Origin of the sequence: uncultured Roseobacter sp. (assembly GCF_947492555.1) — a bacterium.
Taxonomy (GTDB): domain Bacteria; phylum Pseudomonadota; class Alphaproteobacteria; order Rhodobacterales; family Rhodobacteraceae; genus Roseobacter.
Genome location: NZ_CANLNE010000003.1, coordinates 166,567 through 192,825 on the forward strand (window position 1 = coordinate 166,567; position 26,259 = coordinate 192,825).

Annotated in this window: 27 protein-coding genes; 16 read left to right on the forward strand and 11 right to left on the reverse strand. The window is 61.3% G+C overall.

Annotated features, from left to right (window positions below; translation table 11 throughout):
* The first annotated feature begins 9 nt into the window (after positions 1-9).
* From ruvB to folD, 16 genes are all read left to right on the forward strand, one after another.
* Positions 10-1,032, forward strand: a complete 1,023-nt coding sequence (ruvB, locus tag Q1A07_RS13910) for a Holliday junction branch migration DNA helicase RuvB (RefSeq protein WP_299782325.1) — start codon at positions 10-12, stop codon at positions 1,030-1,032.
* Between the two features lie 54 nt (positions 1,033-1,086).
* Positions 1,087-1,713, forward strand: a complete 627-nt coding sequence (locus Q1A07_RS13915; RefSeq protein WP_299782327.1) for a hypothetical protein — start codon at positions 1,087-1,089, stop codon at positions 1,711-1,713.
* Positions 1,710-2,063: a nuclear transport factor 2 family protein gene (locus Q1A07_RS13920; RefSeq protein WP_299782329.1), complete on the forward strand. Its 354-nt coding sequence runs from the start codon at positions 1,710-1,712 to the stop codon at positions 2,061-2,063. Before Q1A07_RS13915 ends, Q1A07_RS13920 begins: the two co-directional genes overlap by 4 nt.
* 4 nt (positions 2,064-2,067) lie before the next feature.
* Complete coding sequence (gene ybgC / locus Q1A07_RS13925) at positions 2,068-2,463, forward strand: tol-pal system-associated acyl-CoA thioesterase (protein ID WP_299782331.1); 396 nt, start codon at positions 2,068-2,070, stop codon at positions 2,461-2,463.
* A gap of 100 nt (positions 2,464-2,563) precedes the next feature.
* Positions 2,564-3,259, forward strand: a complete 696-nt coding sequence (gene tolQ, locus Q1A07_RS13930) for a protein TolQ (protein ID WP_299782333.1) — start codon at positions 2,564-2,566, stop codon at positions 3,257-3,259.
* A gap of 3 nt (positions 3,260-3,262) precedes the next feature.
* On the forward strand, positions 3,263-3,739 hold the full coding sequence (gene tolR, locus Q1A07_RS13935) for a protein TolR (RefSeq protein ID WP_299782335.1): 477 nt from the start codon (positions 3,263-3,265) through the stop codon (positions 3,737-3,739).
* Between the two features lie 6 nt (positions 3,740-3,745).
* Positions 3,746-4,879, forward strand: a complete 1,134-nt coding sequence (locus tag Q1A07_RS13940) for an energy transducer TonB (RefSeq protein ID WP_299782338.1) — start codon at positions 3,746-3,748, stop codon at positions 4,877-4,879.
* A gap of 11 nt (positions 4,880-4,890) precedes the next feature.
* Entirely contained in the window at positions 4,891-6,207 is a 1,317-nt protein-coding gene (gene tolB, locus Q1A07_RS13945; protein WP_299783542.1) for a Tol-Pal system beta propeller repeat protein TolB, read from the forward strand.
* An 86-nt stretch (positions 6,208-6,293) separates the two neighbouring features.
* Entirely contained in the window at positions 6,294-6,812 is a 519-nt protein-coding gene (gene pal, locus Q1A07_RS13950) for a peptidoglycan-associated lipoprotein Pal (RefSeq protein WP_299782340.1), read from the forward strand.
* Between the two features lie 3 nt (positions 6,813-6,815).
* The gene (gene ybgF, locus Q1A07_RS13955; RefSeq protein WP_299782342.1) at positions 6,816-7,655 is read left to right on the forward strand and encodes a tol-pal system protein YbgF; all 840 of its coding nucleotides are present in this window, start codon (positions 6,816-6,818) and stop codon (positions 7,653-7,655) included.
* A 4-nt stretch (positions 7,656-7,659) separates the two neighbouring features.
* Positions 7,660-8,907 (forward strand): tRNA lysidine(34) synthetase TilS, encoded by a 1,248-nt coding sequence (gene tilS / locus Q1A07_RS13960; RefSeq protein ID WP_299782344.1) that lies wholly within the window; start codon positions 7,660-7,662, stop codon positions 8,905-8,907.
* Positions 8,908-8,987: 80 nt separating this feature from the next.
* The gene (gene ftsH, locus Q1A07_RS13965; RefSeq protein ID WP_299782346.1) at positions 8,988-10,913 is read left to right on the forward strand and encodes an ATP-dependent zinc metalloprotease FtsH; all 1,926 of its coding nucleotides are present in this window, start codon (positions 8,988-8,990) and stop codon (positions 10,911-10,913) included.
* Between the two features lie 114 nt (positions 10,914-11,027).
* Positions 11,028-11,624, forward strand: coding sequence for an MOSC domain-containing protein (locus tag Q1A07_RS13970; RefSeq protein ID WP_299783543.1), 597 nt, complete (start codon positions 11,028-11,030; stop codon positions 11,622-11,624).
* A 147-nt stretch (positions 11,625-11,771) separates the two neighbouring features.
* Positions 11,772-13,448: a formate--tetrahydrofolate ligase gene (locus Q1A07_RS13975; protein WP_299783544.1), complete on the forward strand. Its 1,677-nt coding sequence runs from the start codon at positions 11,772-11,774 to the stop codon at positions 13,446-13,448.
* 98 nt (positions 13,449-13,546) lie between these two features.
* Positions 13,547-14,017 (forward strand): hypothetical protein, encoded by a 471-nt coding sequence (locus Q1A07_RS13980; RefSeq protein ID WP_299782348.1) that lies wholly within the window; start codon positions 13,547-13,549, stop codon positions 14,015-14,017.
* Between the two features lie 13 nt (positions 14,018-14,030).
* Entirely contained in the window at positions 14,031-14,933 is a 903-nt protein-coding gene (gene folD / locus Q1A07_RS13985) for a bifunctional methylenetetrahydrofolate dehydrogenase/methenyltetrahydrofolate cyclohydrolase FolD (RefSeq protein ID WP_299782350.1), read from the forward strand.
* Positions 14,934-14,936: 3 nt separating this feature from the next.
* Here the strand turns inward: folD and Q1A07_RS13990 are convergent, their stop codons facing one another.
* The 11 genes from Q1A07_RS13990 to Q1A07_RS14035 form a co-directional block, all read right to left on the reverse strand.
* Positions 14,937-15,356, reverse strand: coding sequence for a PaaI family thioesterase (locus Q1A07_RS13990; RefSeq protein ID WP_299782352.1), 420 nt, complete (start codon positions 15,354-15,356; stop codon positions 14,937-14,939).
* Positions 15,357-15,365: 9 nt separating this feature from the next.
* Positions 15,366-16,028 carry a ligase-associated DNA damage response endonuclease PdeM gene (gene pdeM / locus Q1A07_RS13995; RefSeq protein ID WP_299782354.1) on the reverse strand — a complete coding sequence of 221 codons (663 nt, stop codon included), beginning with the start codon at positions 16,026-16,028 and terminating at the stop codon, positions 15,366-15,368.
* Positions 16,029-16,068: 40 nt separating this feature from the next.
* Positions 16,069-18,522, reverse strand: a complete 2,454-nt coding sequence (locus Q1A07_RS14000) for a ligase-associated DNA damage response DEXH box helicase (RefSeq protein WP_299782356.1) — start codon at positions 18,520-18,522, stop codon at positions 16,069-16,071.
* A 328-nt stretch (positions 18,523-18,850) separates the two neighbouring features.
* Positions 18,851-19,288 (reverse strand): GFA family protein, encoded by a 438-nt coding sequence (locus tag Q1A07_RS21940; protein WP_366944112.1) that lies wholly within the window; start codon positions 19,286-19,288, stop codon positions 18,851-18,853.
* Between the two features lie 198 nt (positions 19,289-19,486).
* Entirely contained in the window at positions 19,487-20,794 is a 1,308-nt protein-coding gene (locus tag Q1A07_RS14005) for an ATPase (RefSeq protein ID WP_299782358.1), read from the reverse strand.
* 83 nt (positions 20,795-20,877) lie between these two features.
* Positions 20,878-21,375: a prepilin peptidase gene (locus tag Q1A07_RS14010; protein ID WP_299782360.1), complete on the reverse strand. Its 498-nt coding sequence runs from the start codon at positions 21,373-21,375 to the stop codon at positions 20,878-20,880.
* Between the two features lie 13 nt (positions 21,376-21,388).
* The gene (locus tag Q1A07_RS14015; RefSeq protein ID WP_299782362.1) at positions 21,389-22,234 is read right to left on the reverse strand and encodes a tetratricopeptide repeat protein; all 846 of its coding nucleotides are present in this window, start codon (positions 22,232-22,234) and stop codon (positions 21,389-21,391) included.
* Between the two features lie 31 nt (positions 22,235-22,265).
* Positions 22,266-22,847 (reverse strand): tetratricopeptide repeat protein, encoded by a 582-nt coding sequence (locus Q1A07_RS14020; protein WP_299782364.1) that lies wholly within the window; start codon positions 22,845-22,847, stop codon positions 22,266-22,268.
* Complete coding sequence (locus Q1A07_RS14025; protein WP_299782366.1) at positions 22,847-23,830, reverse strand: type II secretion system F family protein; 984 nt, start codon at positions 23,828-23,830, stop codon at positions 22,847-22,849. Before Q1A07_RS14025 ends, Q1A07_RS14020 begins: the two co-directional genes overlap by 1 nt.
* Positions 23,831-23,842: 12 nt before the next feature.
* Positions 23,843-24,805: a type II secretion system F family protein gene (locus Q1A07_RS14030; RefSeq protein WP_299782368.1), complete on the reverse strand. Its 963-nt coding sequence runs from the start codon at positions 24,803-24,805 to the stop codon at positions 23,843-23,845.
* 11 nt (positions 24,806-24,816) lie between these two features.
* Complete coding sequence (locus Q1A07_RS14035; RefSeq protein ID WP_299782369.1) at positions 24,817-26,259, reverse strand: CpaF family protein; 1,443 nt, start codon at positions 26,257-26,259, stop codon at positions 24,817-24,819.

Sequence of the window (26,259 nt, forward strand, 5' to 3'; positions counted from 1 at the left end):
GGACACCCCATGAGCGATATTGACCCCACCGTGCGGCCGGAGCCGCTGCCCGAGGATCACGACCGGGCGCTGCGCCCGCAGATGCTCGATGAATTCGTGGGGCAGGCCGAGGCGCGGGCCAATCTGCGTGTCTTCATCCAATCCGCACGCCAGCGCGGCGAGGCGATGGATCACACGTTGTTTCACGGCCCACCCGGTCTGGGCAAAACCACGCTGGCGCAGATCATGGCGCGGGAGTTGGGCGTGGGGTTTCGCATGACGTCCGGCCCGGTGCTGGCCAAGGCGGGCGATCTGGCGGCGATCCTGACCAATCTGGAACCGCGCGATGTGCTCTTCATAGATGAAATCCACCGGCTAAACCCGGCAGTGGAGGAGGTGCTCTACCCCGCGTTGGAGGATTTTGAACTTGATCTGGTGATCGGTGAGGGACCGGCGGCGCGCACGGTACGGATCGAGCTGCAGCCCTTTACGCTGGTGGGGGCCACCACACGCATGGGGCTGCTGACCACGCCGCTGCGCGACCGCTTCGGCATTCCCACGCGGCTGCAGTTCTATACAGAGGACGAGTTGTTCATCATCGTGGACCGGAATGCGCGCAAGCTTGGGGCACCGGCGGATGAAGGCGGGGCGCGCGAGATTGCGCGGCGCGCGCGTGGCACACCGCGGATTGCCGGGCGGCTTTTGCGACGGGTCGTGGATTTCGCCGTGGTCGAGGGCGATGGCAAGGTGACGCGCGATCTGGCCGACATGGCGCTGACACGCCTGGGTGTCGATCATCTGGGGCTGGATGGGGCGGACCGGCGCTATCTGAGCTTGATCGCCGAAAACTATGCCGGGGGGCCTGTCGGGATCGAAACGCTGAGCGCGGCGCTGTCCGAGAGCCGCGATGCCCTGGAAGAGGTGATCGAACCTTTTCTGCTGCAGCAGGGTCTTATTCAGCGCACGCCACGGGGCCGCATGCTGGCACAGAAAGGGTGGACGCACCTGGGGCTACAGGCGCCGAAACCGCAATCTGATCTCTTTGGAGGCTGATCCGGTGCGCCACCGTTCCCCCCTGATCCGAGCAACGAAAGCAAGAAGACCCACATGATCGACGCCACCAAGATCGAGGCCCTATTCACACGTGAGAGTGGAGACTATGTCTTTGCCCGTTGGGGCCGCCCGATTGCGCCTGTGGTCTTCGGCGTGACCGACGAGACGCTGGCCGTCATCAAAGGTGCGCTGGAGGCGGTGATGACCTTATCCGGCCATCAGATGGCCGAGACGGACCCGGAATTGGGCAGCAACCTCATGGTGTTCTTCTTTCAGGACTGGGACGAATTGCCCGAGGTGCCGGGGCTGGACCGCCTGATCCTTGAGTTGGGACCGCTGGTGGAAAAGCTGAAAGCGGCGGGTGCCAATCAGTACCGTGTCTTTCATTTCGATCCGGAGGGGGCGATCAAGGCCTGTTTCGTCTTCCTGCGCATGGACGAGGCCTTGAGTGATGTGCCCGCACAGACCCTGGCGCTGAGCCAGATCGTGCAGTCGGTGTTGTTGTGGTCGGACGCTGCATTCCGGCAGCAGTCACCGCTGGCCGTGGCCGGGGACAAGACCATCCTGCGGCCGGAGATCTCCGCGCTGATCCGCGCGGCCTATGATCCGGTCATGCCGCCGGCGGCACAGGACAGCAGCCATGCACTGCGTCTTGCGGCCCGCATTGGACAGGTGCAATGAGCGCGATTGACTATCAGGCCTTTGCCAGGGCGTGGCAGGCAGGCTGGAACAGCCACGATCTCGACCGTATCCTGGCGCACTACAGCGACGACATCGTCTTTCACTCGCGCAAGGCGCAAACCCTGATGGGCGACGGTATGATCCGCGGCAAGGAGGCACTGCGGGCCTATTGGGCGAAGGCGCTGGAGGGGCAGCCCGACCTGATCTTTACCGTGGAAGATGTGTTCGAGGGCCACGAGATGATGGTGATCACCTACAAGAACCATCGCGGCGTACTGGCGGCAGAGACGCTCTACTTCGGGGCCGACGGCTTGGTGACGCAGGCCGCCGCGTGTCACCGGGAGGGCTAGGCCGATGCACCGTTTCAGGGTCCGCGTCTACTACGAAGACACCGACATGGCGGGCATTGTCTACCACGCGAACTATCTGCGCTATATCGAACGCGCCCGCAGCGACTGGGTGCGCGATATGGGCATCGACCAACTGGCGATGAAGACCAAGGGCGTGGTCTTTGCGGTGCGCCGGATTGAGGCGGACTACCTCCAGTCAGCGCGATTTGACGACACACTGGAGGTCGAAACCACGCTTATCCACCTGACGCCCGCGCGCATGGTCATGCGCCAGAAGGTGCGGCGCGATGACGATCTGCTCTTTGCCGCCGACGTCACGATTGCCTGTATCGGTGCGGGCGGAAAGCCCACCAGATTGCCAGCAGAACTCCGCTCAATGCCAATAACCCCGGCGTCATGACAGCATAGTGATAGCAATCCGCATTGTTCTTCGATAGAATCGCGTGAAATTGAGGTCGGCAAAACGACCCAAGAGCGGTGAACAGTAAAGAGCAGGCATCATGGAAGCAGAAACGCTGGCATTGGCGCATGAGATTGATTTCTCATTCTGGGGGCTTTTTGCCCGCGCGACCTTAATCGTAAAAATCGTGATGATCATGCTGATCGTGGCCTCCTTCTGGTCGTGGTCGATCATCGTGATGAAGCTGCTTGTCTACCGGCGCGCCCGTGCCGAGGCAGCAGAGTTTGATCAGGCGTTCTGGTCCGGCGAGCCGCTGGACGGGCTCTTTGAGACGGTCGGCCCCGCGCCGTCGGGCAGTTCGGAGAAGATATTCGCTTCTGGCATGACAGAATGGCGCCGCTCGCACCGCGATGACGGTGGGCTGATCGCCGGGGCCACCTCGCGGATTGATCGGTCAATGGACGTGGCGATCAATAAGGAAGCCGATTACCTGCGCGGCGGACTGACAGTGTTGGCGACTGTGGGGTCGTCGACCCCCTTTATCGGGCTTTTCGGGACGGTGATCGGGATCATGAACGCCTTCATCGAGATTGCAGAACAGCAGAACACCAACCTCGCCGTGGTTGCCCCCGGTATCGCGGAGGCTTTGCTGGCCACGGGTCTGGGGCTTCTCGCAGCGATCCCGGCGGTGATCTTCTACAACAAGCTCAGCGCCGATTGTGACAAGATCCTGTCGGGCTACGAGGCTTTCGCGGATGAGTTTGCCACCATCCTCAGCCGCCAGCTGGACGGATAGGTCATGGGCGCAGGCGTCATTCAGAACCAGGGCGAAGGCACGCGGCGCAGACGGCGCGGGCGCGGCAAGGCGCAGCCCATGTCCGAGATTAACGTCACACCCTTTGTGGATGTGATGCTGGTGCTGCTGATCATCTTCATGGTGGCGGCCCCCTTGCTGACCGTCGGTGTGCCGGTGGAACTGCCGAAAACCGCTGCCGGTGCGCTGCCGACGGAACAGGAAGAGCCGCTGACCATCACCATCACCGCGACGGGTGACCTGCAGATCCAGACCACCGAGACGGCGCGGGGGGAGTTGATCCCCAAGTTGCGCGCAATTGCTGCGGAGCGCTCCAGTGACCAGGTTTTCCTGCGCGCGGATGGGGCGGTACCCTATGCGCAGGTCATGGAGGTCATGGGCGCGCTGAACGCGGGCGGTTTTGCCAATATCGGGCTGGTCACGGACATCGGCGGGCCGACGCTGGACGGACAGGACCGGTAGGGCGCGGTGCACACCGGGCATTATATCTCAGGGGCGGGGCATCTGGCATTGATCGGCTGGCTGGTCTTTGGCGATGTCTTCGCCGCCGAACCCTTGCCCTTTGAGGCCCGCGCCGTGTCGGTGATTTCGGGTGAGGAATACGCGGCCATGGTGGCCGCCGGGCAGGCGCCGCAATCGACGACGGAGGTGGCGCAACCTTCCAGCCCTGAGGTGACACCGGACGCCCCGGAGATCGCGGCGACCGAAGATACGGTGAGCGATCAATCAACGCCCGCGCCCGCGGAGACGCCGAGCGTTGAAGAGGCCCCGGACGTGTCGCAGATCGAACCGCTGCCGCAGGCGGAGGTCAGTGACGAGGCACCGATCCTGCCAGAGCCGCCCGCAGATGTGGCCGTTCTGGTGCCGGAGGTCAGCGACACGCCGGTGCCTGAAGCTGCCGAGCGCGTGGCCCCGGAGGCCGTTGCCCAACCCGATCCCGAAGCGACCCCGGACCCGGTGGAGCAGGAGGCCGTGGCACCGGATGAAGCGGGCGAGACCCCTCAGGAGCCTGCCGAGGCAACCGCACCCGAGGCCGCGGCGACGGAGATTGTCACCGAGGCGGAGCGTCCGAGCGCTGTGCCGAACACATCGGCGCGCCCCCCTGCGCGCCGCCCCGACGCCCCGGTGCAGACCGCGCAACCGGCTGAGACCGAGGAATCCGACCCACCCGCAAGTGAGGCGCCGGAGCCAGAGGCGGAAGACCCGGTCGCCGCCGCGCTGGCCGAGGCGCTGAGTGGTGAGAACACGCCCTCAAGCGCGCCAAGCGCGCCGCAAGGGCCGCCCCTGACCGCCGGGGAGAAGGACACACTGCGGGTCGCGGTGCAGGCCTGCTGGAACGTCGGCTCTCTCTCTACGGATGCGCTGAACGTCACGGTGGTGGTCAGCGTGGCGATGAGCCAGGACGGCAAACCGGTCACCTCGTCGATCCGCATGACCTCCAGTTCCGGCGGCTCTGAGCAGGCCGCCCGGCAGGCATTTGAGGCGGCGCGCCGCGCAATTATCAGATGTGGCGCAAAAGGCTTCGAATTACCCGTGGAAAAATATAGCCAGTGGCAGGATATTGAGATGACGTTCAATCCCGAAAGGATGCGTATCAAATGAGATTTCTGGGAATGGTACTGAGTGCGGCCTTGGCGCTTGGCGGGTTCTGGTCAGGCACAGCGCTGGCGCAAAGCGACGGACCCTTGCGGATCGAGATCACCGAAGGCGTCATTGAACCCCTGCCGTTTGCCCTGCCTGTCTTTGAGGCAGAGACCGGGGATGCGGGCGGATTGGCGGCACAGATCAGCCAGGTTGTCTCTGCTGATCTGTCGGGCACGGGGCTTTTCCGGGAAATCCCGGCAAACGCCTTCATCAGCCAGGTCAGCAGCTTTGCTGCACCCGTGCAATACGCCGACTGGAAAGCCATCAACGCGCAGGCCCTGATCACCGGCGCGGTGTCGGTGCAGGGCAACCAGCTGGCGGTGAAGTTCCGGCTCTACGATGTGTTTTCGGGTGCAGAGATGGGATCGGGCTTGCAATTCACCGGCACAACGGATGGCTGGCGGCGCATGGCGCACAAAGTGGCCGATGCAGTCTATAGCCGGATCACGGGCGAGGGCGGCTATTTCGACAGCCGCGTCGTTTTTGTGTCCGAGACCGGCAGCAAGGACGCGCGGCAAAAGCGGCTGGCGATCATGGACTACGATGGTGCAGGTGTGCAGTACCTGACCGACAGCAGCGCCATCGTGCTGGCACCGCGGTTTTCGCCGAACGGGGACCGGGTGCTTTATACCAGTTACGAGACCGGTTTTCCGCGCATCTATGTGCTGGATGTAGGCTCGGTGCAGCAGCGGGTGCTGGAAAGCCAGGATGGCACCATGAGTTTTGCGCCACGCTTTGCGCCGGACGGGCAGAACATCGTCTTTTCGCTCAGCCAGGGTGGCAACACCGATATCTGGGCCATGAATGTCGGCGGAGGCGGCGCCACGCGGCTGACCTCCGCCCCGTCGATTGAAACCGCGCCAAGCTTCTCACCTGACGGTAGCCAGATCGTCTTTGAAAGCGACCGCTCGGGGTCGCAGCAGCTCTATATTATGCCTGCTGGCGGTGGTGAAGCGCAGCGCATTTCCTTTGGGCCGGGGCGCTATGGCACGCCGGTCTGGTCGCCGCGCGGTGATCTGATCGCCTTTACCAAGCAGAACAGCGGGCGCTTCCACATCGGCGTCATGCGCACAGATGGATCGGAAGAGCGACTGTTGACCGCCTCCTTCCTCGATGAGGGGCCGACATGGGCGCCCAATGGCCGCGTCATCATGTTTACCCGTGAAACTCAAGGCGAAGGCGGGCGCTCATCGCTCTATTCGGTCGACATCTCGGGCCGCAATCTGCGCCCCGTGCGCACACCTGAGGGTGGCTCGGACCCCTCGTGGTCGCCGCTTTTGCAGTGAGGACCCTGAAATCGTTCCCATGGGCCGCCGCCTGTGGTAAAACCCCGACAAAATAATAAACGGCTTATCCATATGAGGCAGAGAGCATGACACTTACGGCAAAAATCCTACTACTCGTTGCAGGGCTGGCCCTGGCCGCCTGTACGAACCCTGGACGTTTCGGTGCCGATGGCACGGCGGGCGGCGCAGGCGGTGTGGGCGGCGGCGCAATCGTGCCGGGCAGCGCAAATGACCCGACATCCCCCGCGTATTTCAACCAGGCGATTGGCGACCGGGTACTTTTCGCCGTTGACCAATCTGCCGTGACGGACGAGGGACGGGTCATTCTGGACGGTCAGGCCACATGGCTTCTGACAAACACCGATTTCACCGCGATCATCGAAGGCCACGCTGACGAGCAGGGCACCCGCGAATACAACGTGGCGCTTGGCGCGCGCCGGGCCAATGCGGTGCGGGAATACCTGGTCTCCAAAGGTGTGGCGGGCAACCGGTTGCGCACTGTGAGCTATGGCAAGGAACGCCCCATCGAGATTTGCTCCAACGAGGCCTGCTATGCCAAGAACCGCCGCGCGGTGACCGTGCTGGCCGGTGGTCTGACAGGATAACCCATGCGCAATCTGGTCGCTATCGTCACCGCCCTTGCGCTGCTGCCGCTCAGTGTCGCCGCGCAGGACGATCAAACCCTGGCCGATATCCGGCAAGAGATGACCGTGCTCTACGTGGAGATCCAGAAGCTGCGGCGCGAGCTTTCCACAACGGGCGGTGCCTCGGTCAATACGGGCGGCGCGTCGGTTTTGGACCGGATGACCGCAATCGAAGCAGAGATGCAGCGGCTGACCTCCAAGACCGAGGAGTTGGAATTCCGTATCAACCGCATCGTCGAGGATGGCACCAACCGTCTTGGAGATCTGGAATTCCGCCTGGTCGAGCTTGAAGGCGGCGATATCGCGGCGCTTGGAGAGACCAGCACGCTTGGCGGGGATATCCCGGCCACCGTTGCCCCCGCGGCCCCGACCCCGGGCACCGGTACGGCAACCGCTTTACCGGAAGGTGGCACACAACTGGCCGTGGGCGAAGAAGAAGACTTCAAGAAGGCACAAGCGGCGCTGGCGGCGGGTGATTTCCAACAGGCGGTCGCGCTGTTTGAGAGTTTTTCACAGACTTACCCGGGTGGCCCATTGGCGTCAGGGGCAGACCTTGGGCGCGGTGAGGCCCTCGAAGGGCTGGGAGACACGCGTGAAGCCGCGCGTGCCTATCTGAACAGCTTCAGCGTGGCACCGACCGGCCCTCTCGCGCCGCAATCCCTGTTCCGCCTCGGGCGGTCGCTGGGTGGGCTTGGTCAAACGCAGGAAGCCTGCGTGACATTGGGTGAGGTCGGATTGCGCTTTCCCACAGATCCCGCGGCCGAGCAGGCCCGCGCAGAGATGCAACGCCTGGGCTGTGCGTGATGTAATGCCGCAGGATCTGGGCAGTGAGGTTGCGAAACATCTGCTGCCCAATCCCCCACCGGCGCTTGGCATTGCCGTGTCCGGCGGCGGCGATTCTGTCGCGTTGGTGCATCTTTTGCACGCGTTCGCAGAGAGCCATCCGCTGCAACTTTATGCGGTCACCGTGGATCACGGGCTGCGCGCAGAGGCTGCCGAAGAGGCGAAGACAGTAGGACAGTTGTGCCAGTCGCTCGATATCCCCCACACTGTGCTGCCGTGGACCGGATGGGACGGGCAAGGCAATCTGCAAAAAGAGGCTCGGGACGCGCGCTATCAACTGATTGCGGACTGGGCGCGGGAAAACCGGCTGCAGACCGTCGCCCTTGGTCACACGCTCGACGATCAGGCCGAGACCGTGCTGATGCGCTTGGCACGTGGGGCAGGGGTGGATGGTCTGTCGGCCATGACGCCGCGACGTCTGGCTTGGGGCATCACCTGGATCCGCCCGCTTCTAGGCATCACCCGCGCTGATCTGCGCCATGATCTGCAGTCGCGGGGGGCAACCTGGCTGGAAGACCCCAGCAACGACGACCGGCGGTTCAACCGGGTTAGGATGCGCGAGGCGCTCAAGTTACTTGCCCCTCTGGGCATCGATGCGCAGGCGCTGGGTCAGGTTGCTTTCAACATGGCGCGGGCGCGCGACGCGCTGAGCTGGCAGGCCTTTCTGGAAGCGCGTCGCATTACCCGTATCGAGGCGGGTGCCGTGCGCATTGACTGGCGCGCGTACCGGACGCTGCCGGATGAAATTGCCCGCCGTATCCTGCTTAGCGCGCTGGGGTGGATCAGCGGCTCCGACTACGCCCCGCGCCGTCGCCCGGTTCTGGCCCTGATCGAGTCGTTGAAACGCGGGACCGGGGGCACTGTAGACGGCTGTCAGGCGTGGCGGGACCGTGACGCCTTGTGGGTTTTCCGTGAATATCAGCCGGTGCGTGAGGTGACCTGCCCAATGGGGGTGATCTGGGACGGGCGCTGGCATGTTCAGGGCGGGTTACCGGATGACCAGCTGCATATCGCGGCTCTGGGGGCTGACGGTTTGGATCAGCTGCCGGATTGGCGCGCGACAGAGCGCCCCCGCGATGTCTTGCGCGTCACACCCGCGGTCTGGCGCGGCACGGAACTGGTAGCTGCTCCCATGGCGGGCTACAGAAACGGCTGGCACGCGCGGATCGAGGGCGGCGAAGAAGCATTCTTTGCCGCACTTTTATCGCATTGAACATGGCAGCACAGTGTCTATCTTAAGCGGGTGGTGGTATCATGCCGATCCGCACCACGCGCATATTTGGGAGAATTTCGTTGGGTAACGCACGCAACATCGCCTTTTGGGTCGTTTTGTTCCTTCTGATCCTGGCACTGTTCAATCTGTTCAGCGGCCCCGGCAGCACGCTTCAGAGCCGTGAAATCAGCTATTCGGAATTCGTCAATGCGGTCGAATCCGGCAACGTCAGCAACGTCACCCTGGATGGGGAACAGGTCCGTTTCCGTCAGGAAGATGGTGCGGATTATGTTGCAATTAAACCTGAAGATGCTGAAATCACACAGCTTTTGATCGAGAACGACATCGCCGTGCGGGCCGAGCAACAGCAGCAGTCGGGTTTCCAGACCTTCCTGATGTCGCTCCTGCCCTTCCTTTTGCTGATCGGCGTCTGGGTCTATTTCATGAACCGGATGCAGGGCGGCGGCAAAGGCGGCGCGATGGGCTTTGGCAAATCCAAGGCCAAGATGCTCACTGAAAAGCATGGCCGCGTGACCTTTGACGACGTGGCGGGAATCGATGAGGCCAAGGAAGAGCTCGAAGAGATCGTCGAGTTCCTGCGTAATCCGCAAAAGTTTAGTCGTTTGGGCGGTAAAATTCCGAAAGGTGCCCTGCTTGAGGGCCCTCCCGGGACCGGTAAAACACTGCTGGCGCGCGCGATTGCGGGCGAAGCGGGCGTGCCCTTCTTCACAATCTCGGGGTCGGACTTTGTGGAAATGTTTGTCGGCGTCGGCGCGAGCCGTGTGCGCGACATGTTCGAACAGGCCAAGAAAAACGCGCCTTGCATCGTCTTCATTGACGAGATCGACGCGGTGGGTCGGCACCGGGGCGCGGGCTATGGCGGCGGCAATGACGAGCGCGAACAGACCCTCAACCAACTGCTGGTCGAGATGGACGGCTTCGAGGCCAATGAAGGCGTAATCATCATCGCGGCCACCAACCGCAAGGATGTGCTGGACCCTGCGCTGCTGCGTCCGGGCCGGTTCGACCGTCAGGTGACCGTGGGCAACCCGGACATCAAGGGCCGCGAGAAAATCCTCGGCGTGCATGCGCGCAAGACCCCGCTGGGTCCAGACGTCGACCTGCGCATCATCGCGCGCGGTACGCCCGGGTTTTCAGGTGCCGATCTGGCGAACCTGGTGAACGAGGCAGCTCTCGGGGCGGCGCGCGTTGGGCGTCGTTTCGTGACGATGATCGATTTCGAACAGGCCAAGGACAAGATCATGATGGGGGCGGAGCGCCGCTCCATGGTCATGACGCAGGAACAGAAAGAGATGACGGCCTACCACGAGAGCGGGCATGCGCTGGTCGGTATGATGCTGCCCAAGTGCGATCCGGTCTACAAGGCGACGATTATTCCGCGGGGCGGCGCCTTGGGCATGGTGATGAGCCTGCCGGAAATGGACCGTCTGAACATGTTCAAGGACGAATGCCACCAGCGTCTGGCCATGACGATGGCGGGCAAGGCGGCTGAAATACACAAGTACGGACCGGAGGCGGTCTCCAACGGACCGGCGGGCGATATCATGCAGGCCTCGGGCCTCGCGCGTGCCATGGTCCTGCGTTGGGGCATGTCGGATAAGGTCGGCAACATCGATTATTCCGAGGCCGCCGAAGGCTACCAGGGCAACACAGCTGGCTTCTCGGTCTCCGCCAATACCAAGGAGCTGATCGAGGAAGAGGTCCAGAAATTCATCCAGGACGGCTACGACTGGGCGCTCAAGATCATCAAGGAGAATGAGACGGAATTCGAACGTCTGGCTCAGGGCCTGCTGGAATATGAAACGCTGACCGGCGATGAGATCAAGCGCGTGATGAACGGCGAGCCGCCGGTGCCGCCTGCGGATGAGGAAGATAAGCCGGATGGCGGTTCCGCACCCAGCGTCACGGCCATTCCGAAAGCCAAGGCCAAGGCGAAGAAAACACCGCCCTCCGATGGCGGGATGGAACCGGAGCCTTCGACCTGATCACGGGTCGCAATGATCCGATCACAAAGTTTCATGGGCTCCGCTGCGGCGGGGCCTTTTCTTTTGCCCGAGGCTCTGATCCCTTGGCCGCATCACTTGTCGGAAGGACATCGAATGCCCGCACTTTTGCCCACCGGGTTCACGGGAAAGATCACTTGGCTTGGCCGGGTCATCGACAGCGAGACGCTGCTGCAGGCGGAGCCGTTGAACAGCGCTGAATTGACGTTTCACGGCATCGAGGGGGAGTGTCACGGCGGGCTGACCCGCCCCTCCTGCGTCCGCACCAAGGCGCAGTATCCCAAGGGCACCGAAATCCGCAATGTGCGCCAGCTCTCCGTGCTCTCCGCCGAAGAACTGGCCGCAACCGCGCAGGCGATGGGGCTGGACGGGATCGATCCCGCCTGGGTCGGCGCCTCCATGGTGATCGAAGGCATCCCCGATTTCACCCATGTGCCGCCGTCCTCGCGGCTGCAAATGCCCAGCGGTGCGAGCATCACCGTTGACATGGAAAACCGGCCTTGCGTGCTGCCCGGACGGGAGATCGAAAAAGAACACGCAGGGTTTGGTGCGGCGTTCAAACCGGCGGCGAAAAACCGGCGCGGCGTAACCGCCTGGGTCGAACGCGAGGGGGCCGTTGCTGTTGGCGACACGGTCACCCTGCATATTCCGGACCAGCCGGTCTGGGCCCATCTCGCGGACGCCCGAACGTAACATTCGTTTCCGAAAAGAAACGATTGGCGCGCTTGCCGCCGCGGATAGCGGCGGAAATGTCGGAATTGCCCTTCTTCCAGCTTCGGCGCGCTCGTAAGCATGACGCAGCAACACTGCCGTGCGCGGCGCATTCAGGGGGATTCTTCCATGGCCTATAAATCCGACATCGAAATCGCACGCGCCGCGTCGAAAAAACCAATTCAGGAGATCGGGGCGAAGCTGGGGATCTCCAGCGACGATCTGCTGCCCTACGGCCACGACAAGGCGAAAGTCTCACAGTCTTTCATCAACTCTGTACAGGGCAATGAAAACGGCAAGCTGATCCTGGTGACTGCGATCAACCCGACGCCTGCGGGCGAGGGCAAGACTACGACAACCGTGGGACTGGGTGACGGTCTGAATCACATTGGCAAGAAGGCGGCCGTCTGCATCCGCGAAGCTTCGCTTGGGCCGAACTTCGGCATGAAGGGCGGGGCCGCTGGCGGTGGTTACGCGCAGGTTGTGCCGATGGAAGAGATGAACCTGCACTTCACGGGGGACTTTCACGCGATCACCTCGGCGCACTCGCTGCTCTCGGCGATGATCGACAACCACATCTACTGGGGCAATGAACTGGAGATCGACACCCGCCGCGTTGTCTGGCGCCGCGTTGTCGACATGAATGACCGCGCGCTGCGGCAGATCACGACGTCCTTGGGCGGTGTGGCAAATGGTTTCCCGCGCGAGGCGGGCTTTGACATCACCGTGGCCTCCGAGGTTATGGCGATCCTCTGCCTGTCGAAAGACCTGAGCGATCTGCAGAAACGTCTGGGTGACATGATCGTCGCCTATCGCCGCGACCGCTCGCCGGTTTACGCACGTGACATCAAAGCCGATGGCGCGATGACCGTGCTTCTGAAAGACGCGATGCAGCCGAACCTCGTGCAGACGCTGGAGAACAACCCGGCTTTCGTGCACGGTGGACCCTTCGCCAACATCGCACATGGCTGTAACTCCGTGATCGCCACAACAACCGCGCTGAAACTGGCGGACTACGTGGTAACCGAAGCGGGTTTTGGTGCCGACCTCGGCGCTGAGAAATTCCTCAACATCAAATGCCGCAAGGCGGGGCTCGCACCCTCCTGTGTGGTTGTCGTGGCCACCGTGCGCGCGATGAAGATGAACGGCGGCGTGGCCAAGGCAGACCTGGGCGCGGAGAATGTGGACGCGGTGAAAAACGGCTGTGCGAACCTCGGCCGTCACATCGAGAACGTCAAATCCTTTGGCGTGCCGGTAGTCGTGGCGATCAATCACTTCGTGACCGATACCGATGCCGAGGTTCAGGCAGTCAAGGATTACGTGGCCGGTCAGGGCGCCGAAGCGGTGCTGTCGCGCCACTGGGAGCTGGGCTCCGAAGGCTCCGCCGATCTGGCCACCAAGGTTGTGGAAACCATCGAGAAGGGCGAGGCGGATTTCGCGCCGATCTACCCGGACGAGATGCCTCTGGCCGACAAGATCAACACCATCGCCACCAAGATCTACCGGGCCGATGCCGCGGTGATGGATCAGAAAATCCTCAACCAGCTCAAGGATTGGGAAGATCAGGGCTATGGCAACCTGCCGGTCTGTATGGCGAAAACGCAGTACAGCTTCACCACTGACCCCAATGAGCGTGGCGCGCCCACCGGCTTTAACATCCCTGTGCGGGAAGTTCGCCTGAGCGCGGGGGCCGGATTCGTCGTGGCGATCTGCGGTGAGATCATGACCATGCCCGGCCTGCCACGCGTGCCCTCGGCCGAGAACATCAAGCTCAATGCCGACGGCGATGTCGAAGGTCTGTTCTGATCACGACCGGCTGATGAATGACGCGGGGGCGGCGAAATCTGTTGCCCCCGGCACATGATGCCCGCAAGCTCTGTGTCATGACATTCAGGGAGATGATGATGACCAGATGGATTGCCTTGCTATGTGCGGTGTTCGTTGCCGGAGCCGTGGCCGCACAGGACCGCTATGTCGGGTACTACTACCCCGATGTAACCTCCGAAGAAACGTTTGACCGCGTGGTCCGGGACGGGGGCGGTGCGGGCAAGGCCGTGCGCATCGATTTCGTGAACGTACTGACCTCGGCGCAGTTGGAGGCGCCCGAAAGCCCGCGGTTTGTCTTTTTCGCCAAGGGGGAAGACGCCGACACGCTCATCCTGATCGCACTGGATGACGACGTGTTCTCCACGCTCTACCGGGCGCGTGCAATCATGGCGCAGCTCACGGTTGCCGTTCGGCAAGGCGGCTTCTTCCAGCAGGAAGAATTGCAATATGTGGCGACTTTTTACGATTTGCTGCAGCTGATGCACTTTGAGGAACTGGTGATCAGCGACGGCGAGGACTGGACCCACAAGGTCACTTTTGAAAGATAACAGGAAGATAGAAATGCCAGCCAAGATCATCGACGGAAAAGCATTCGCCGCCACAGTACGCGGCCAGGTCGCGGACCATGTGAGCAGGCTCAAGGACGATCACGGGATCACGCCCGGGCTGGCGGTTGTCCTGGTGGGTGAGGACCCGGCGAGCCAGGTCTACGTGCGCTCCAAGGGCAAGCAGACTGTCGAAGTGGGGATGAAGTCGGTCGAGCACAAGCTTGATGCCTCGACATCCGAAGCGGACCTGCTGAAGGTGATCGACGATCTGAACAACGATCCCGAAATCCATGGCATTCTGGTGCAACTGCCACTGCCCAAACATCTGGACGAAGATCTGGTGATCAATTCCATTGCGCCTGAAAAGGATGTGGACGGGTTCCATATCTCCAACGTCGGGCTGCTGGGCACTGGTCAGAAGTCCATGGTGCCCTGCACGCCGCTGGGCTGCCTGATGATGCTGCGGGATCACCATGGGTCCCTGTCCGGCATGGATGCTGTGGTCATTGGCCGCTCGAACATTGTGGGCAAACCCATGGCGCAACTGCTGCTGGGCGACAGCTGCACGGTGACCATTGCGCACAGCCGTACCAAGGATTTGCCCGATGTGGTGCGCCGCGCCGATATCGTCGTGGCAGCCGTTGGCCGCCCCGAAATGGTGCCGGGCGACTGGATCAAGCCCGGAGCCACCGTGATCGACGTAGGCATCAACCGTCTGGACGCGCCGGAGAAGGGCGAGGGCAAGACCCGTCTTGTCGGTGATGTGGACTATGACAGCTGTGCCGCGGTGGCCGGGGCGATCACGCCGGTGCCCGGCGGTGTGGGGCCGATGACCATCGCCTGCCTGCTGGCCAACACGGTGACGGCCTGCTGCCGCGCCAATGGTCTGCCGGAGCCCGACGGCCTGACCGCCTGACGGTCAGAGCGGCACCGGCACCATGGTGCCTTGCAGGATCGCAACCAGTGTTTCCTGACCGTCCTGCAGGGCATGCACCTTGCTGCTGACAACGACCAGCCGCCGGCCCGGCTTGATCACCGTGCCGGTGGCGCGCAGGTGGTCTCCAATGGCGGGGGCCAGCAGGTTGATCTTGATCTCCGCCGTCACCACTTCGCTGTCCAGGGGCATCATGCTGAGCGCCGCGTAACCTGCCGCGCTGTCGCCAATGGCAAAGGTCAGCCCGGCGTGGCCAAACCCCTGTTGCTGCCGCGCGCCGGGCAGGATCGGCGCGGTGATGTCGACCTCGCCTGCGGCGATCCGCGTGATCTTTGCCCCCAGCGTCGCCATCATCGACTGGGCGTCAAAACTCCGCTGAATGCGGTCTTTGTTGGCAGGGTCCATCTGCACCTCTCAGCGTGGCATCGGGATGCAGGTGGGCACAGGTCCGGTCAGAATGGCAAGCGCTTTTGGCTGCATCAACCGGCCCAGAACGTCACTGTGACTGCGGAGCCCCCCGGTATAGGTGCCATAGGCTGGCAAGATCAACCGGTTGGAATCACACAGGAATGCGGGGCGGGAGATACGTCTTCCCCGCGCCTGCAGGTCGGCCTTGGGGTGATAATGGCCGGAAACCTCTCCCCGGGCGTCGGGTGCTGCGATATGGCGGAAGGTCAGGGGACCGACGGTCAGCTCCTGCAGGTGTTCGCCGCCAAATTCGAGAGGGCCCGGATCGTGATTGCCCTCAATCCAGATCCAGCGGCGGCCCGCCTGCAACCGTGTGATCCACAGCCGGATGTCTTCGGGCAGGGCCGCGGCGGCGGCCAGATCATCGAAGCTGTCACCGAGACAAACCACGATGCGCGCATTGGTGTGTGCCAGATCAGCAGCCAGCCGGGTCAGCGTATCATGGGTCTCATAGGGGGGCAGGGATTGCCCGCTGCGACGCGCCACCCGCTCAGACTTGCCAAGATGCAGATCCGAGACGCACAAAAGCGCTTCGTCCGGCCACCAAAGGGCGCCCGACCCAAGGGCCTTGAGCGACGCGGAGGCAAAACTGAAATCATGGCAGTTCATGATTTGTTCATTGCGCAATCCCACGAAGGTTGCAAGGGGTTCAATATCCCACACGCCAACGCGGCCTGTTTGACGGTTGCGGCGTGATATCCGCAATCCCGGCAGTGTCCATCAGGCGCGCGGCCTCTTCGGCCAACAGCTTTTCTTCGGCGGCACCCTTCACCGGCACCCGCCCCATCTCGAGGAACATCGGGGCCGCCAGCGGGGTCACCCGCGTCAGTTTCAAGTGATCAATCCGGCCTGCGACACGGCGCGACATCTCTTCGATCCGCCCGAAATCCACGAGACCGCGCAGCGCCTCTTCGCGCGTGATGTCCAGCAGCAGATGTCCGGGGTCATATTTCTGCAGGGTGTCATAAAGGATGTCGGAACTGAATGTCGCCTGTCGTCCGGATTTACGCGCCGACGGCGTATTGCGCTGGATCAGCCCTGCAATGGTCGCGCTGGCCCGAAAGGTGCGTTTCATCACCGCGTTGCCTGCGAGCCAAGTCTCCAACCCGTCCTGCAGGGCATCGAGATCGAAAAGCGGGGCCGGGGTGTCGATCGCGTTCAGCCCCCAGATCAAAGTAGCATAGTCGGTGGCCACGAAACCCATTGGGTTCAGCCCCATCTCCTCCATCCGCTTGGTGAGCAACAGGCCCAGCGTCTGCTGCCCGTTGCGCCCGGCAAAACCATAGATCACTGTCTGTTCCCGCCCGTCATGGGGGAAGCTTTCGATCAGCAGCCGCCCAGGTCTGGGCAACTGGCTGACCTCGCGTTGAAGCGCCAGCCAGTCGGCGGTATGGGCGGGTAGTTCCGGCCAACTCTCCTGCTGGAACATGTCGATGACACGGGCGCTGAGCTGGGTCGAGGTGGCGAATTTGGTGCCCATGAAGGTGGCAACCTTGGGCTTTTTGGCGGCGTTCCGGCTCACCTCCACGGTCATCTCGCGCAGACCTTCATAGCGCACGATCTGGCCTCCGATCAGGAAGGTATCGCCGGGGGTCAGAGAGGCGGCAAACCCCTCTTCGATCTCGCCCAGAGGCTTGCCGCCGCGACTGCGTTTCAGCCTGACTTTCAGAGTATCCGTATCCTGAATGGTGCCGATGTTCATGCGGATTTTCTGGGTTGCACGGGGGTCGCGCAGCTGCCACTGACCGTCCGGACGCTGCAGCAATCTCTGCCATTGGTCATAGGCACGCAGCGCGTAGCCGCCGGTGGCACAGAAATCCAGACAGGCGTCGAAGGCGGCCCGCGTGAGCGCCGCATAGGCCCCGACCGTGATGACCTCTTCATAGAGATCGGTAGCGTCAAAGGGTCCGGCCGAAGCGGTGATCAGGATGTGCTGGCAAAGAACATCGCGGGGGCCGGGACCGCGCGGGTCGCCGTCGAGCGCACCTTCGCGCACGGCCTCCAGTGCGGCCACACATTCCACCACTTCGAAGCGATTTGCAGGCACCAGAAGCGCCTTGGAGGGCGCGTTGTAGCGGTGGTTTGCGCGTCCGATCCGCTGCACCAGACGTTTGACGTTCTTGGGCGCACCGATCTGGATCACAAGGTCCACATCGCCCCAGTCAATGCCAAGGTCGAGACTGCCGGTGCAGACAATCGCGCGCAGCTCACCGCGCACCATGGCACCCTCGACGCGCTCGCGTTGCTGTCGGTCGAGGGATCCGTGGTGGATGCCGACGGCCAAGCTGTCTTCATTGGCAAGCCACAGATTATGAAAGAAAATCTCTGCCTGCGCGCGGGTGTTGTGAAAGATCAGCGTGGTCTTGTGCTGGCGGATCTGGTCGAGCACGGCGGGGATGGCATAGGCGGCCCCGCCCCCTGACCACGGAGGGGCCTCGTCTGTGGTCAGCATGGAGATATCGGGGGCTGGCCCGGGGTCCGCCAGCAGGATGTCGCAGGGGTCTGGATGGCGGGCCAGTTGGTGCGCGATAGCCGCAGGATCCTCTATGGTTGCCGACAGACCGACACGGCGCAGGTCCGGGCAAAGCCGTTGCAGACGTCCCAGCGCCAGCATCAGTTGGTCGCCGCGTTTGCTTTCCGCCAGCGCATGGATTTCATCGACCACCACGCGTTTGAGGCCTTTGAACATGCGCGGGGCGTCTTCGTAAGAGGTCAGCAGGGCCAGGCTTTCGGGTGTGGTCAGCAGAATGTGCGGCGGGTCGGCGCGCTGTCTTTTCTTGCGGCTGGCAGGGGTGTCGCCGGTGCGGTCTTCGATACGGATGGGCAGGTCCATTTCTGTAACCGGCGTCGTCAGATTGCGTTTGATGTCAGCGGCCAAGGCCTTGAGCGGCGAGATGTAGAGGGTGTGCAACCCGTCGTGCGGTGCCGCGGCCAGATCGACCAGCGTGGGCAGGAACCCGGCCAGTGTCTTGCCGCCGCCGGTGGGTGCGATGAGCAGCAGCGCGGGTGCGTCGGCGCGGTCGAGCATCTGTTGCTGGTGCGGGTGGATGGACCAGCCTTTGGCGGAGAACCAGTCGTTGAATATCCGGGGGAGGGCGGTCATGCGGGGCAAGATAGCGGATCGCGTGTCGGGGACCAGCCCCGTCGTACAGCGGATAAAACTCCTAAGCACCTTTGAAATGGCAGAAAGTCTTGAACGCAATGTGCGTTGGGCAGGTCAAAACGCGCGTTCGCGAACCGGAAGCAATGTTTGTTTTCCTCGAAATCAAGTGCGAAAATTGTGTCGGGATCGTCTTGAGAGTTTGGGCAAGCAGCCGCACATTGAGCACTAAAAACAGAAGGCAACGGCTGCTCGCTGGCTAAAACGGGCATTCAAGCATGATGAATGGCGGCGCCGTCGCATTGCCTTGGAAGCTGAGAGCAATCGACACCTAGTCAGGATTGTTCAGGAGATGCTGCCCTGCCTCGGCGGAGGCCTGCAAACCTTTCATATGCTTCGGCAAAGCATCTTGTACTTCGACCCATGGCAACCGTTCGGACCAGAAGATATGGGCCGTCGGTCGGTACAAGGTCGGATCAATCAAAGTCGCAGCGTATAGATGGGTTTCGTCCGGAAAAACGTCCGTTTCGAAAGATAGGGGTGAACCACAGTCGCCGCAGAAACTCCGCGCCACCTTTGGCGACGAATGGTAGATTTTGCGAGGCCCCGACCACGCCACAGTCTGCCGCTGGACGCCGAACCAACTGACATAATCGGAAGATGATGCTCTGCGGCAGTCTTCACAATGGCAGAGCGCTGCCCAGAGAATTGGATCAGCGGCAACCCAAGAGACTGAACCGCATAGACAGTGCCCCGACAGATTTTTCACGGTTTCGATTTCCCACGCCTGCAAAGAAGTCTTCTTCGTTTTCAGTATATCTTTCTCAACTGCACGTCGTTTGCTACATGCGACGCGAACAGGCGCTGCCCCGACCTGATTTCATTGCTTGCTGTTTCCCGTTGCCTTCCGCAGCATCCGTCAAAATGAGCTTAATGCAGATATTTTCTTTGCACAGGCAGTGTCGGATTATTTCACGATATGCTCGTCTTTGACAAACATGTTCGCCCACGCGCGGTCGATGAGATCCGGGGACATCTGATACGGGATGCCTTCGAAATCGCAGATCGAAATCATCTGGTCGATCAGGAAAATCGGCTGGTAGTTGGCGTAGATGTTGTCGATCTCGGGATATTTGACCTTCAGCAGGTGCACAAGCGTGGCCTCGTCGAGCGGCATCTTGCGCTTTTTCGCGACCATGGCGAAGATTTTCAGGAAGTTTTCCTGGTTTGGGCCATCAATCTTGATCTTGAAGAAAATCCGGCGCAGGGCGGCCTGATCGAAGATCTCATTCGGGTGGAAGTTGGTGGAGAAGATCACCAGGGTGTCGAAGGGCACCTCGAACTTTTCGCCCGATTGCAGGGCGAGGATGTCCTTGCTTTCTTCCAGGGGAACGATCCAGCGGTTCACAAGGCTCTGCGGTGGCTCAGCCTGGCGGCCAAGGTCGTCGACGATGAAGATGCCGCCGGTGGATTTCAGCTGTAAGGGCGCCTGATAGGTGCGTGCGGTGGGGTTGTAGACCAGATCGAGCATGTCGAGGCTGAGCTCACCGCCGGTGATCACTGTGGGGCGCTCGCATTTCACATAGCGCATGTCGAACTTGGTCGCGCGGCGCAAAGAGGTTGGATCGTCTTCCTCCATCGGCACGGCGGCGTGCACGATGGGGTCATAGACGGTGATCACCTGGCCCGCGTATTCGATGGCGCGCGGGACAAAGACGTTGTCGCCAAGCGCGTCGCGGATGCCGTTGGAGATGGAGGATTTACCGTTGCCGGGCGGGCCGTACATTAGGATCGAACGCCCGGCGGAGACTGCCGGGCCCAACTGGTCGAGCAGCATGTCAGGCAGCACGAGGTGGCCCATCGCGCCGGTCAGCTGATCGCGGGTGATCTGCATGTTGCGCACGGACTGGCGCTTGACCTGTTCGCGGTAGACATCAAGCGGCACTGGCATGGCGCCGAAGTATTCCGATTGCGACAGGGCGTCGAGCGCGCGGGCCTTGCCCTGTTCGGTCAACTGGTAGCCCATTTCATTGCCGTTGTTGGCATTGAGCGTGCCTGTCGCCTCCAGCAAACGTTGCTCGCGGGCCATATCCACGAGTTCCTGTGTCACCGGGATCGGCAGGCAAATCGCCTTGGAAAGATCGCTGACCATATCCACGTTCTTGCGGAACATTGTCTTCAAAACGATGTCGCGCATCATCACGGTGGAAAGCTTCATGTCTTCCAGCGTGCGGGGCGGTGGTGGCGCCATGACGTTGGCGGTTTGCATATTCATGGGTCGGTCCTCAATGACAGCAGTTTTATCGCGGTGACGTGCACCCCGTTTGCCGGAACCGTAACGAGAAAAAATGGCGTAATTCAGGCGCCTTTAAGAGCACCGAGGATCAAGTAGAGGGCAAGAGCCATGCCAAGTGCGAGCCCCATGGGGAATTTCTTGCCCTGATCCCAGCTGGCCCAATGGGGCGCCAGGTTGCGCAGGCCGGTGGCGCGCGCAATGCGGTGGGTGACGAAGGCGGCAAGCAGTGATGCTGCGAGCAGCGCCATGATCAGCCGCAGGTCAGGCAATGCCACGTAAGGTGCTGCGGCTGCTATGAATTTCGCATCGCCAGCCCCCATGGCCCCGATCCCGTTGAGCAGGATGCCAAGGATCAGCATGATTGCCAGTTGCGCCAATCGCCACAGGTACACATCAAGGCTGGGCATTGCAAAAGGCCCAATCACCACGAAAACCAATGCCAGTACGATCACTGTCTGGTTGGTGATCTTCATCCGCGACAGGTCGGTGAAGGCCACGTAAAAGCACAAGGGCAGCACGAATGGCAAAAACCACCAAGCGGAAGAGGCCGTGATTGCCATGGGGCGCCTGCCGTCAGGTATCGAGTGCGTTTAACGCGCGCACGGCTGGCTCAAAGTGCTGCGGATGCGTTTCGATGGCATCCCGCAACAGTGATTTGCCGACGCTCACATCACCTTGCTTGATCGCCGACAGAGCCATGGTGTGCAGCAGTTGCGCCCGTTCTGTTTGATCCATCGGGATCACCGGCAGGGTATAATCCCGCCGCGCGCCACGGGCCAGAACGAGGTTGTTCTTCGCGGTAAAGAGTGTGGGATCCTGACGAATGGCTTCGCCAAAGAGGCGTTCAGCTTCCTTGTAGTCACCGCGGGTCAGCTTGGAATACCCCCAGTTGTTCAGCACGCCTGATGGTTTTGTCGTCAGCCCGGTCGCGATCTCGTAGAAACTATCGGACTTGGTCCATTCTTCGTTGCTGTCCGCCAGCATCGCCTCCAGCCGGTAGCGGTTGAAGGTTTCATGCGTTGGCGGCAGCGCGTCCAACGTGGCTTCGGCCTTGGCCCAGTCACCTGTGCGGATGAGGGTGTCGGCAAAGGCCACGCTGTCTTCGGCCGTGGTACCCTCCATCGTGGTCACTTTTTCCCAGGCGGTTGCCGCTTCGGTAAAGCGTTTCGCGCGCACCAGCGAATAGGCAAGCCCACGCTGCACATCGATGCGGTCCGGCTTTTCCTTGGCGGTTCGGGTGAAGTAATTTACCGCCTCGTTGGGATCCGCTACGGTGAGCATCACATCATTCAAATTGGATTCATCGACAACGTTGACGTCCTGAAAAGCGCGTTCAACGGTTTCGTCTTCATTCTCGGCGCAGCCTGCAACGAGTACTGCACCCGCCAGACAGGCGGACAGAAGGATAGGATGGCGCATGTTGTGCGTCCTTTTACTGCTCTTACCTCAATTACGGCGTTGGACGGATCAGGAAATCACTGCTGCCACGCCGGACCAACTTATAGTCGTCGGTTTGTAAGGCCGTTGTAGCAGAATTTTCGGATTTTGCGAGTGCTAAGCGCAAGTTGTCGCGAATTGCGACACTTTCGCCATTGTCGAGGGCAAAGGCACGTTTGAAAATCTGCTCTGCCTCGACCGTTTTGCCCGCTTCCATGAGCACAACGCCGAGATTGTTCCAGTCTTCCGGCTGCGCGCCCTCGGAGGCAATGGCACGGCGCAGAAGGGTTTCAGCCTGACCCAAGCGGCCCAGCCCAAGGTTGGCACTGCCCAAGCCCGCAAGGATTTCAGCGTCAATCTTGCCTCGATCAAGAGCGGCACGGTTGAAGGATCTAATCGCCAGTTCGTATTCCCCGGCTGCAATCAGGCGATGACCGACTTCGACCCCATCCACCGCATCAGCGTTCAGGTCAACGCCGGGGGCATCAATCTGACCCTCGGGAAGGGAACTGCCGCCCGTGTTGCAGGCGGCAAGTCCGAGACCGGCGATTAGTAAGGCAGCGGGCCAAGACGCCCGCGTCAGCCTTGATGTCATCAGTTAGCGCCCATGTTTCCCAGTTGCGTGATGCCGTGTACCGAAGGGCCGACCAGGATGATCAGCAGTGGCGGCACGGTCAACATCATAGTGGCAAGGGTCATCTTGGTTGGCAACTTGTTTGCGGCCTCTTCCGCGCGCATCACGCGCTTGTCCCGCATTTCGCCAGCGTAAACTCGAAGGGCTTCGGCGATGGATGTCCCGAAGGTTGCGGACTGGATCAGAACGGTCACGAACGAGGATACGTCCTGTACGCCACAGCGTTCACCCATATCGTTGAGCACCGTAACCTTGTCTTTACCAGCCTTCATCTCATAGGCAACCATGTCGAACTCCTGCGCGAGCGCGGGGTAGGAGGCGTGCAGCTCGCGCGCCACGCGGACGATGGATTGATCGAGCGATTGGCCCGCCTCGACGCAGACCAGCATCATGTCCAGACTGTCAGGGAAACCGCGGGTGATTTCCTCCTTACGCATCTCGACCCGGCGGGTCACCCAGTAGCTGGGCAGATAATATCCGACACCGCCGGGCACGATGAAGTAGATCATCATCTTGTTGCTGCTGAACCCTTCGCCACCGCCCAGAATGATCAGGTAGACAAAGGCGCCGAGCAGCCCCAGGATTCCCAAGGCAAACTGCGCGAAATGGAAGATGCGCACCGCATCCTTGCTCTGATAACCCGCCTGCGTCAGCTGCAGTTGCTTCTTGCTGAGCGTGGCCACGTCCTTGGGCTCCAGGAAGCTGGCGAACTTTTGCAGCTGCTCGTTGCGTTCGCCCTGGCGCAGGCGCTGCTGCGGTTCCTTCGCCGCATTGGGCGATTGAACCGATTTCTTCAGCTTTGCCATTGGGTCTTCGGGCTGTTGCAGGATCAAGGTGACCGTCACCGCAACCATGATCAAACCGATGGTGCCAAGTATAATGATCGGGCCAAGGGGGCCAAGAAGTTCGATGATCATGGTGTTGAAAGAGCTTAAAAATTCCATTGGATCAGTTCCCTACACCTTGATGTCGGTCAGAATGCGCATCACCAGAAGGTTCAGTGCGAGTAGAATGCCCACGGTGAAACACGCAGGAATGAACAGCGCGTGGTCGCGCACCTCATCGTAGTAATTGGGGTCAGAGACGTTGATGACGATCAATGCCACGATGGGGAAGGCGGACAGGAACTTGCCGGACCATTTCGCCTCTGCGGTGATCGCTTTGACGCGGCGGAAGAGACGGAAGCGCGCGCGGATCACCTTGGCCAAACCGGCCAGAATTTCGGCGAGGTTACCGCCCGAAGTCTGCTGGATTGTCACGGCCACGGCAAGGAAGCGCAGATCCTGCATGTCCAGGCGTTCCGCCATTTCCTTGAGGGCATCACCCACATCGCGACCATAGGCGGATTCATCTGCAATCATGCCGAATTCCGAGGCCAACGGATCCTGAACTTCCTTGGCCACGATCTGGATGGCCGAGGAAAACGGGTGACCGACGCGCAAGCTCCGCACCATCAGTTCCACTGCATCGGGCAGTTGTTCTTCGATCATCGACAGACGTTTGTTCGCCTTGGAGGACACCCAGAAGTAGACTGCCCCGACACCAATACCGACGGAGAGCAGGGCGCGTACGCCAACCTCCGTCGCGGTACCCACGGTCAATCCCATGAAGGCGACGCCACCCAGCAGCGCCATAACCATGATCAACTGGCGAGGCGTAAAGGCAATTGCGGCCTTTTGTGCTTTTTCACCGAGCAGGGAATAGAGCGGGATGCTCCGGCTTTTCATGTGCTGCTGCATTTCCTTGCGCAGCTTTTCCAGCACCTCTTCGCGACCATTGCCTTTGTCGAGCATTTCCAGCCGGCGATTCACGCGGCTGTTGAGGCTGATAGATTTGCCGAAGGTGACCAGATACAGGCCTTCGACCAGCACCAGTACGCCGATGAAAATCAAGCCGTAGATGATTGGTTCTGCACTCATTGTCCTGATCCTTATTCGGCCGCGATGGGCTCGTAGATGGAAGGTGGCAAGTCGTAACCCCACATGCGGAACCGTTCAGCATAGGCCGAGCGGACGCCAGTGGCGGTAAAGTGACCGATGATCTTGTTCTCGGGTGTCAGACCAACGCGCTGGTAACGGAAAATCTCCTGCATCGAGATGACCTCACCTTCCATGCCGGTGATCTCTGTGATCGATGTCATGCGGCGCGAGCCATCCTGAAGGCGCGAGGCCTGCACGATGAGGTTCACGGCCGAAGAGATTTGCGAGCGCACGGCCTTCAAAGGCATTTCGATCCCGGCCATGGCGATCATGTTCTCCAGACGGCTCACCCCATCTCGGGCAGAGTTGGCGTGGATCGTGGTCATGGAGCCGTCGTGGCCAGTGTTCATGGCCTGCAGCATGTCGATGACTTCCTCGCCGCGTGTCTCGCCGACGATGATCCGGTCGGGGCGCATCCGCAGGGCGTTCTTCAGACAGTCGCGGGGGGAGACCTCGCCCTTGCCTTCGACGTTCGGCGGGCGGCTTTCCATCCGGCCCACATGGGTCTGTTGCAGTTGCAGTTCCGCCGTATCCTCGATGGTCAGGATGCGTTCAGCATTGTCGATGAAGGAACTCAGTGCGTTGAGGGTTGTCGTTTTACCCGAACCTGTACCTCCAGAGACGATCACATTGAGGCGCGTGGCGACGGCTGCTTGCAGATATGCAGCCATTTCTTCGGTGAAAGCGCCGAATTCTACCAGATCATCGATACCCAACTTGTCTTTTTTGAACTTCCGGATGGAAACGAGGCTGCCGTCCACGGCCACCGGCGGTACCATCGCGTTGAAGCGCGAACCGTCCTTGAGACGGGCGTCCACGTAAGGATTGCTTTCGTCGACACGGCGGCCCACGGCGGAGACGATCTTGTCGATGATCCTAAGAAGGTGGCGTTCGTCCTTGAAGGTGACATCGGTCAGTTCCAGCTTGCCGGAGCGTTCCACGAAAATCTGTTGTGGCCCGTTCACGAGGATATCGTTCACGGTTTCATCTTTCAGAAGGGTTTCGAGTGGCCCAAGGCCTGTCACTTCGTCATAGAGCTCGGACGTCAGGTTCTGGCGATCTTCACGGTTCAGAACGATGCTGCGTTCTTCCAGAAACTCGCTCGAAATCGCACTGATCTCCTGGCGCAAATCCTGTTCGGTCGCATGCTCCAGGGCTGAAAGGTTCAGGTTATCGAGCAGCACACGGTGGAGATCGAGCTTGATCTCGCCCATGCGTTCTTTGCGCTTTCGTTCCTTGTCCATCGGCGTGACCTGTGCCGACGCCGCCGGTGCCGCTTTGCGGGTTACCGCTGCCGCGGCTGCTGGCTTGGCCGACGCGATATCGGCGACGGGTGCTGCTTCCTTGCTCGCGGCAGGCGGGGTCGCCGATGGCTTTTTGTACTTCGAGAACAT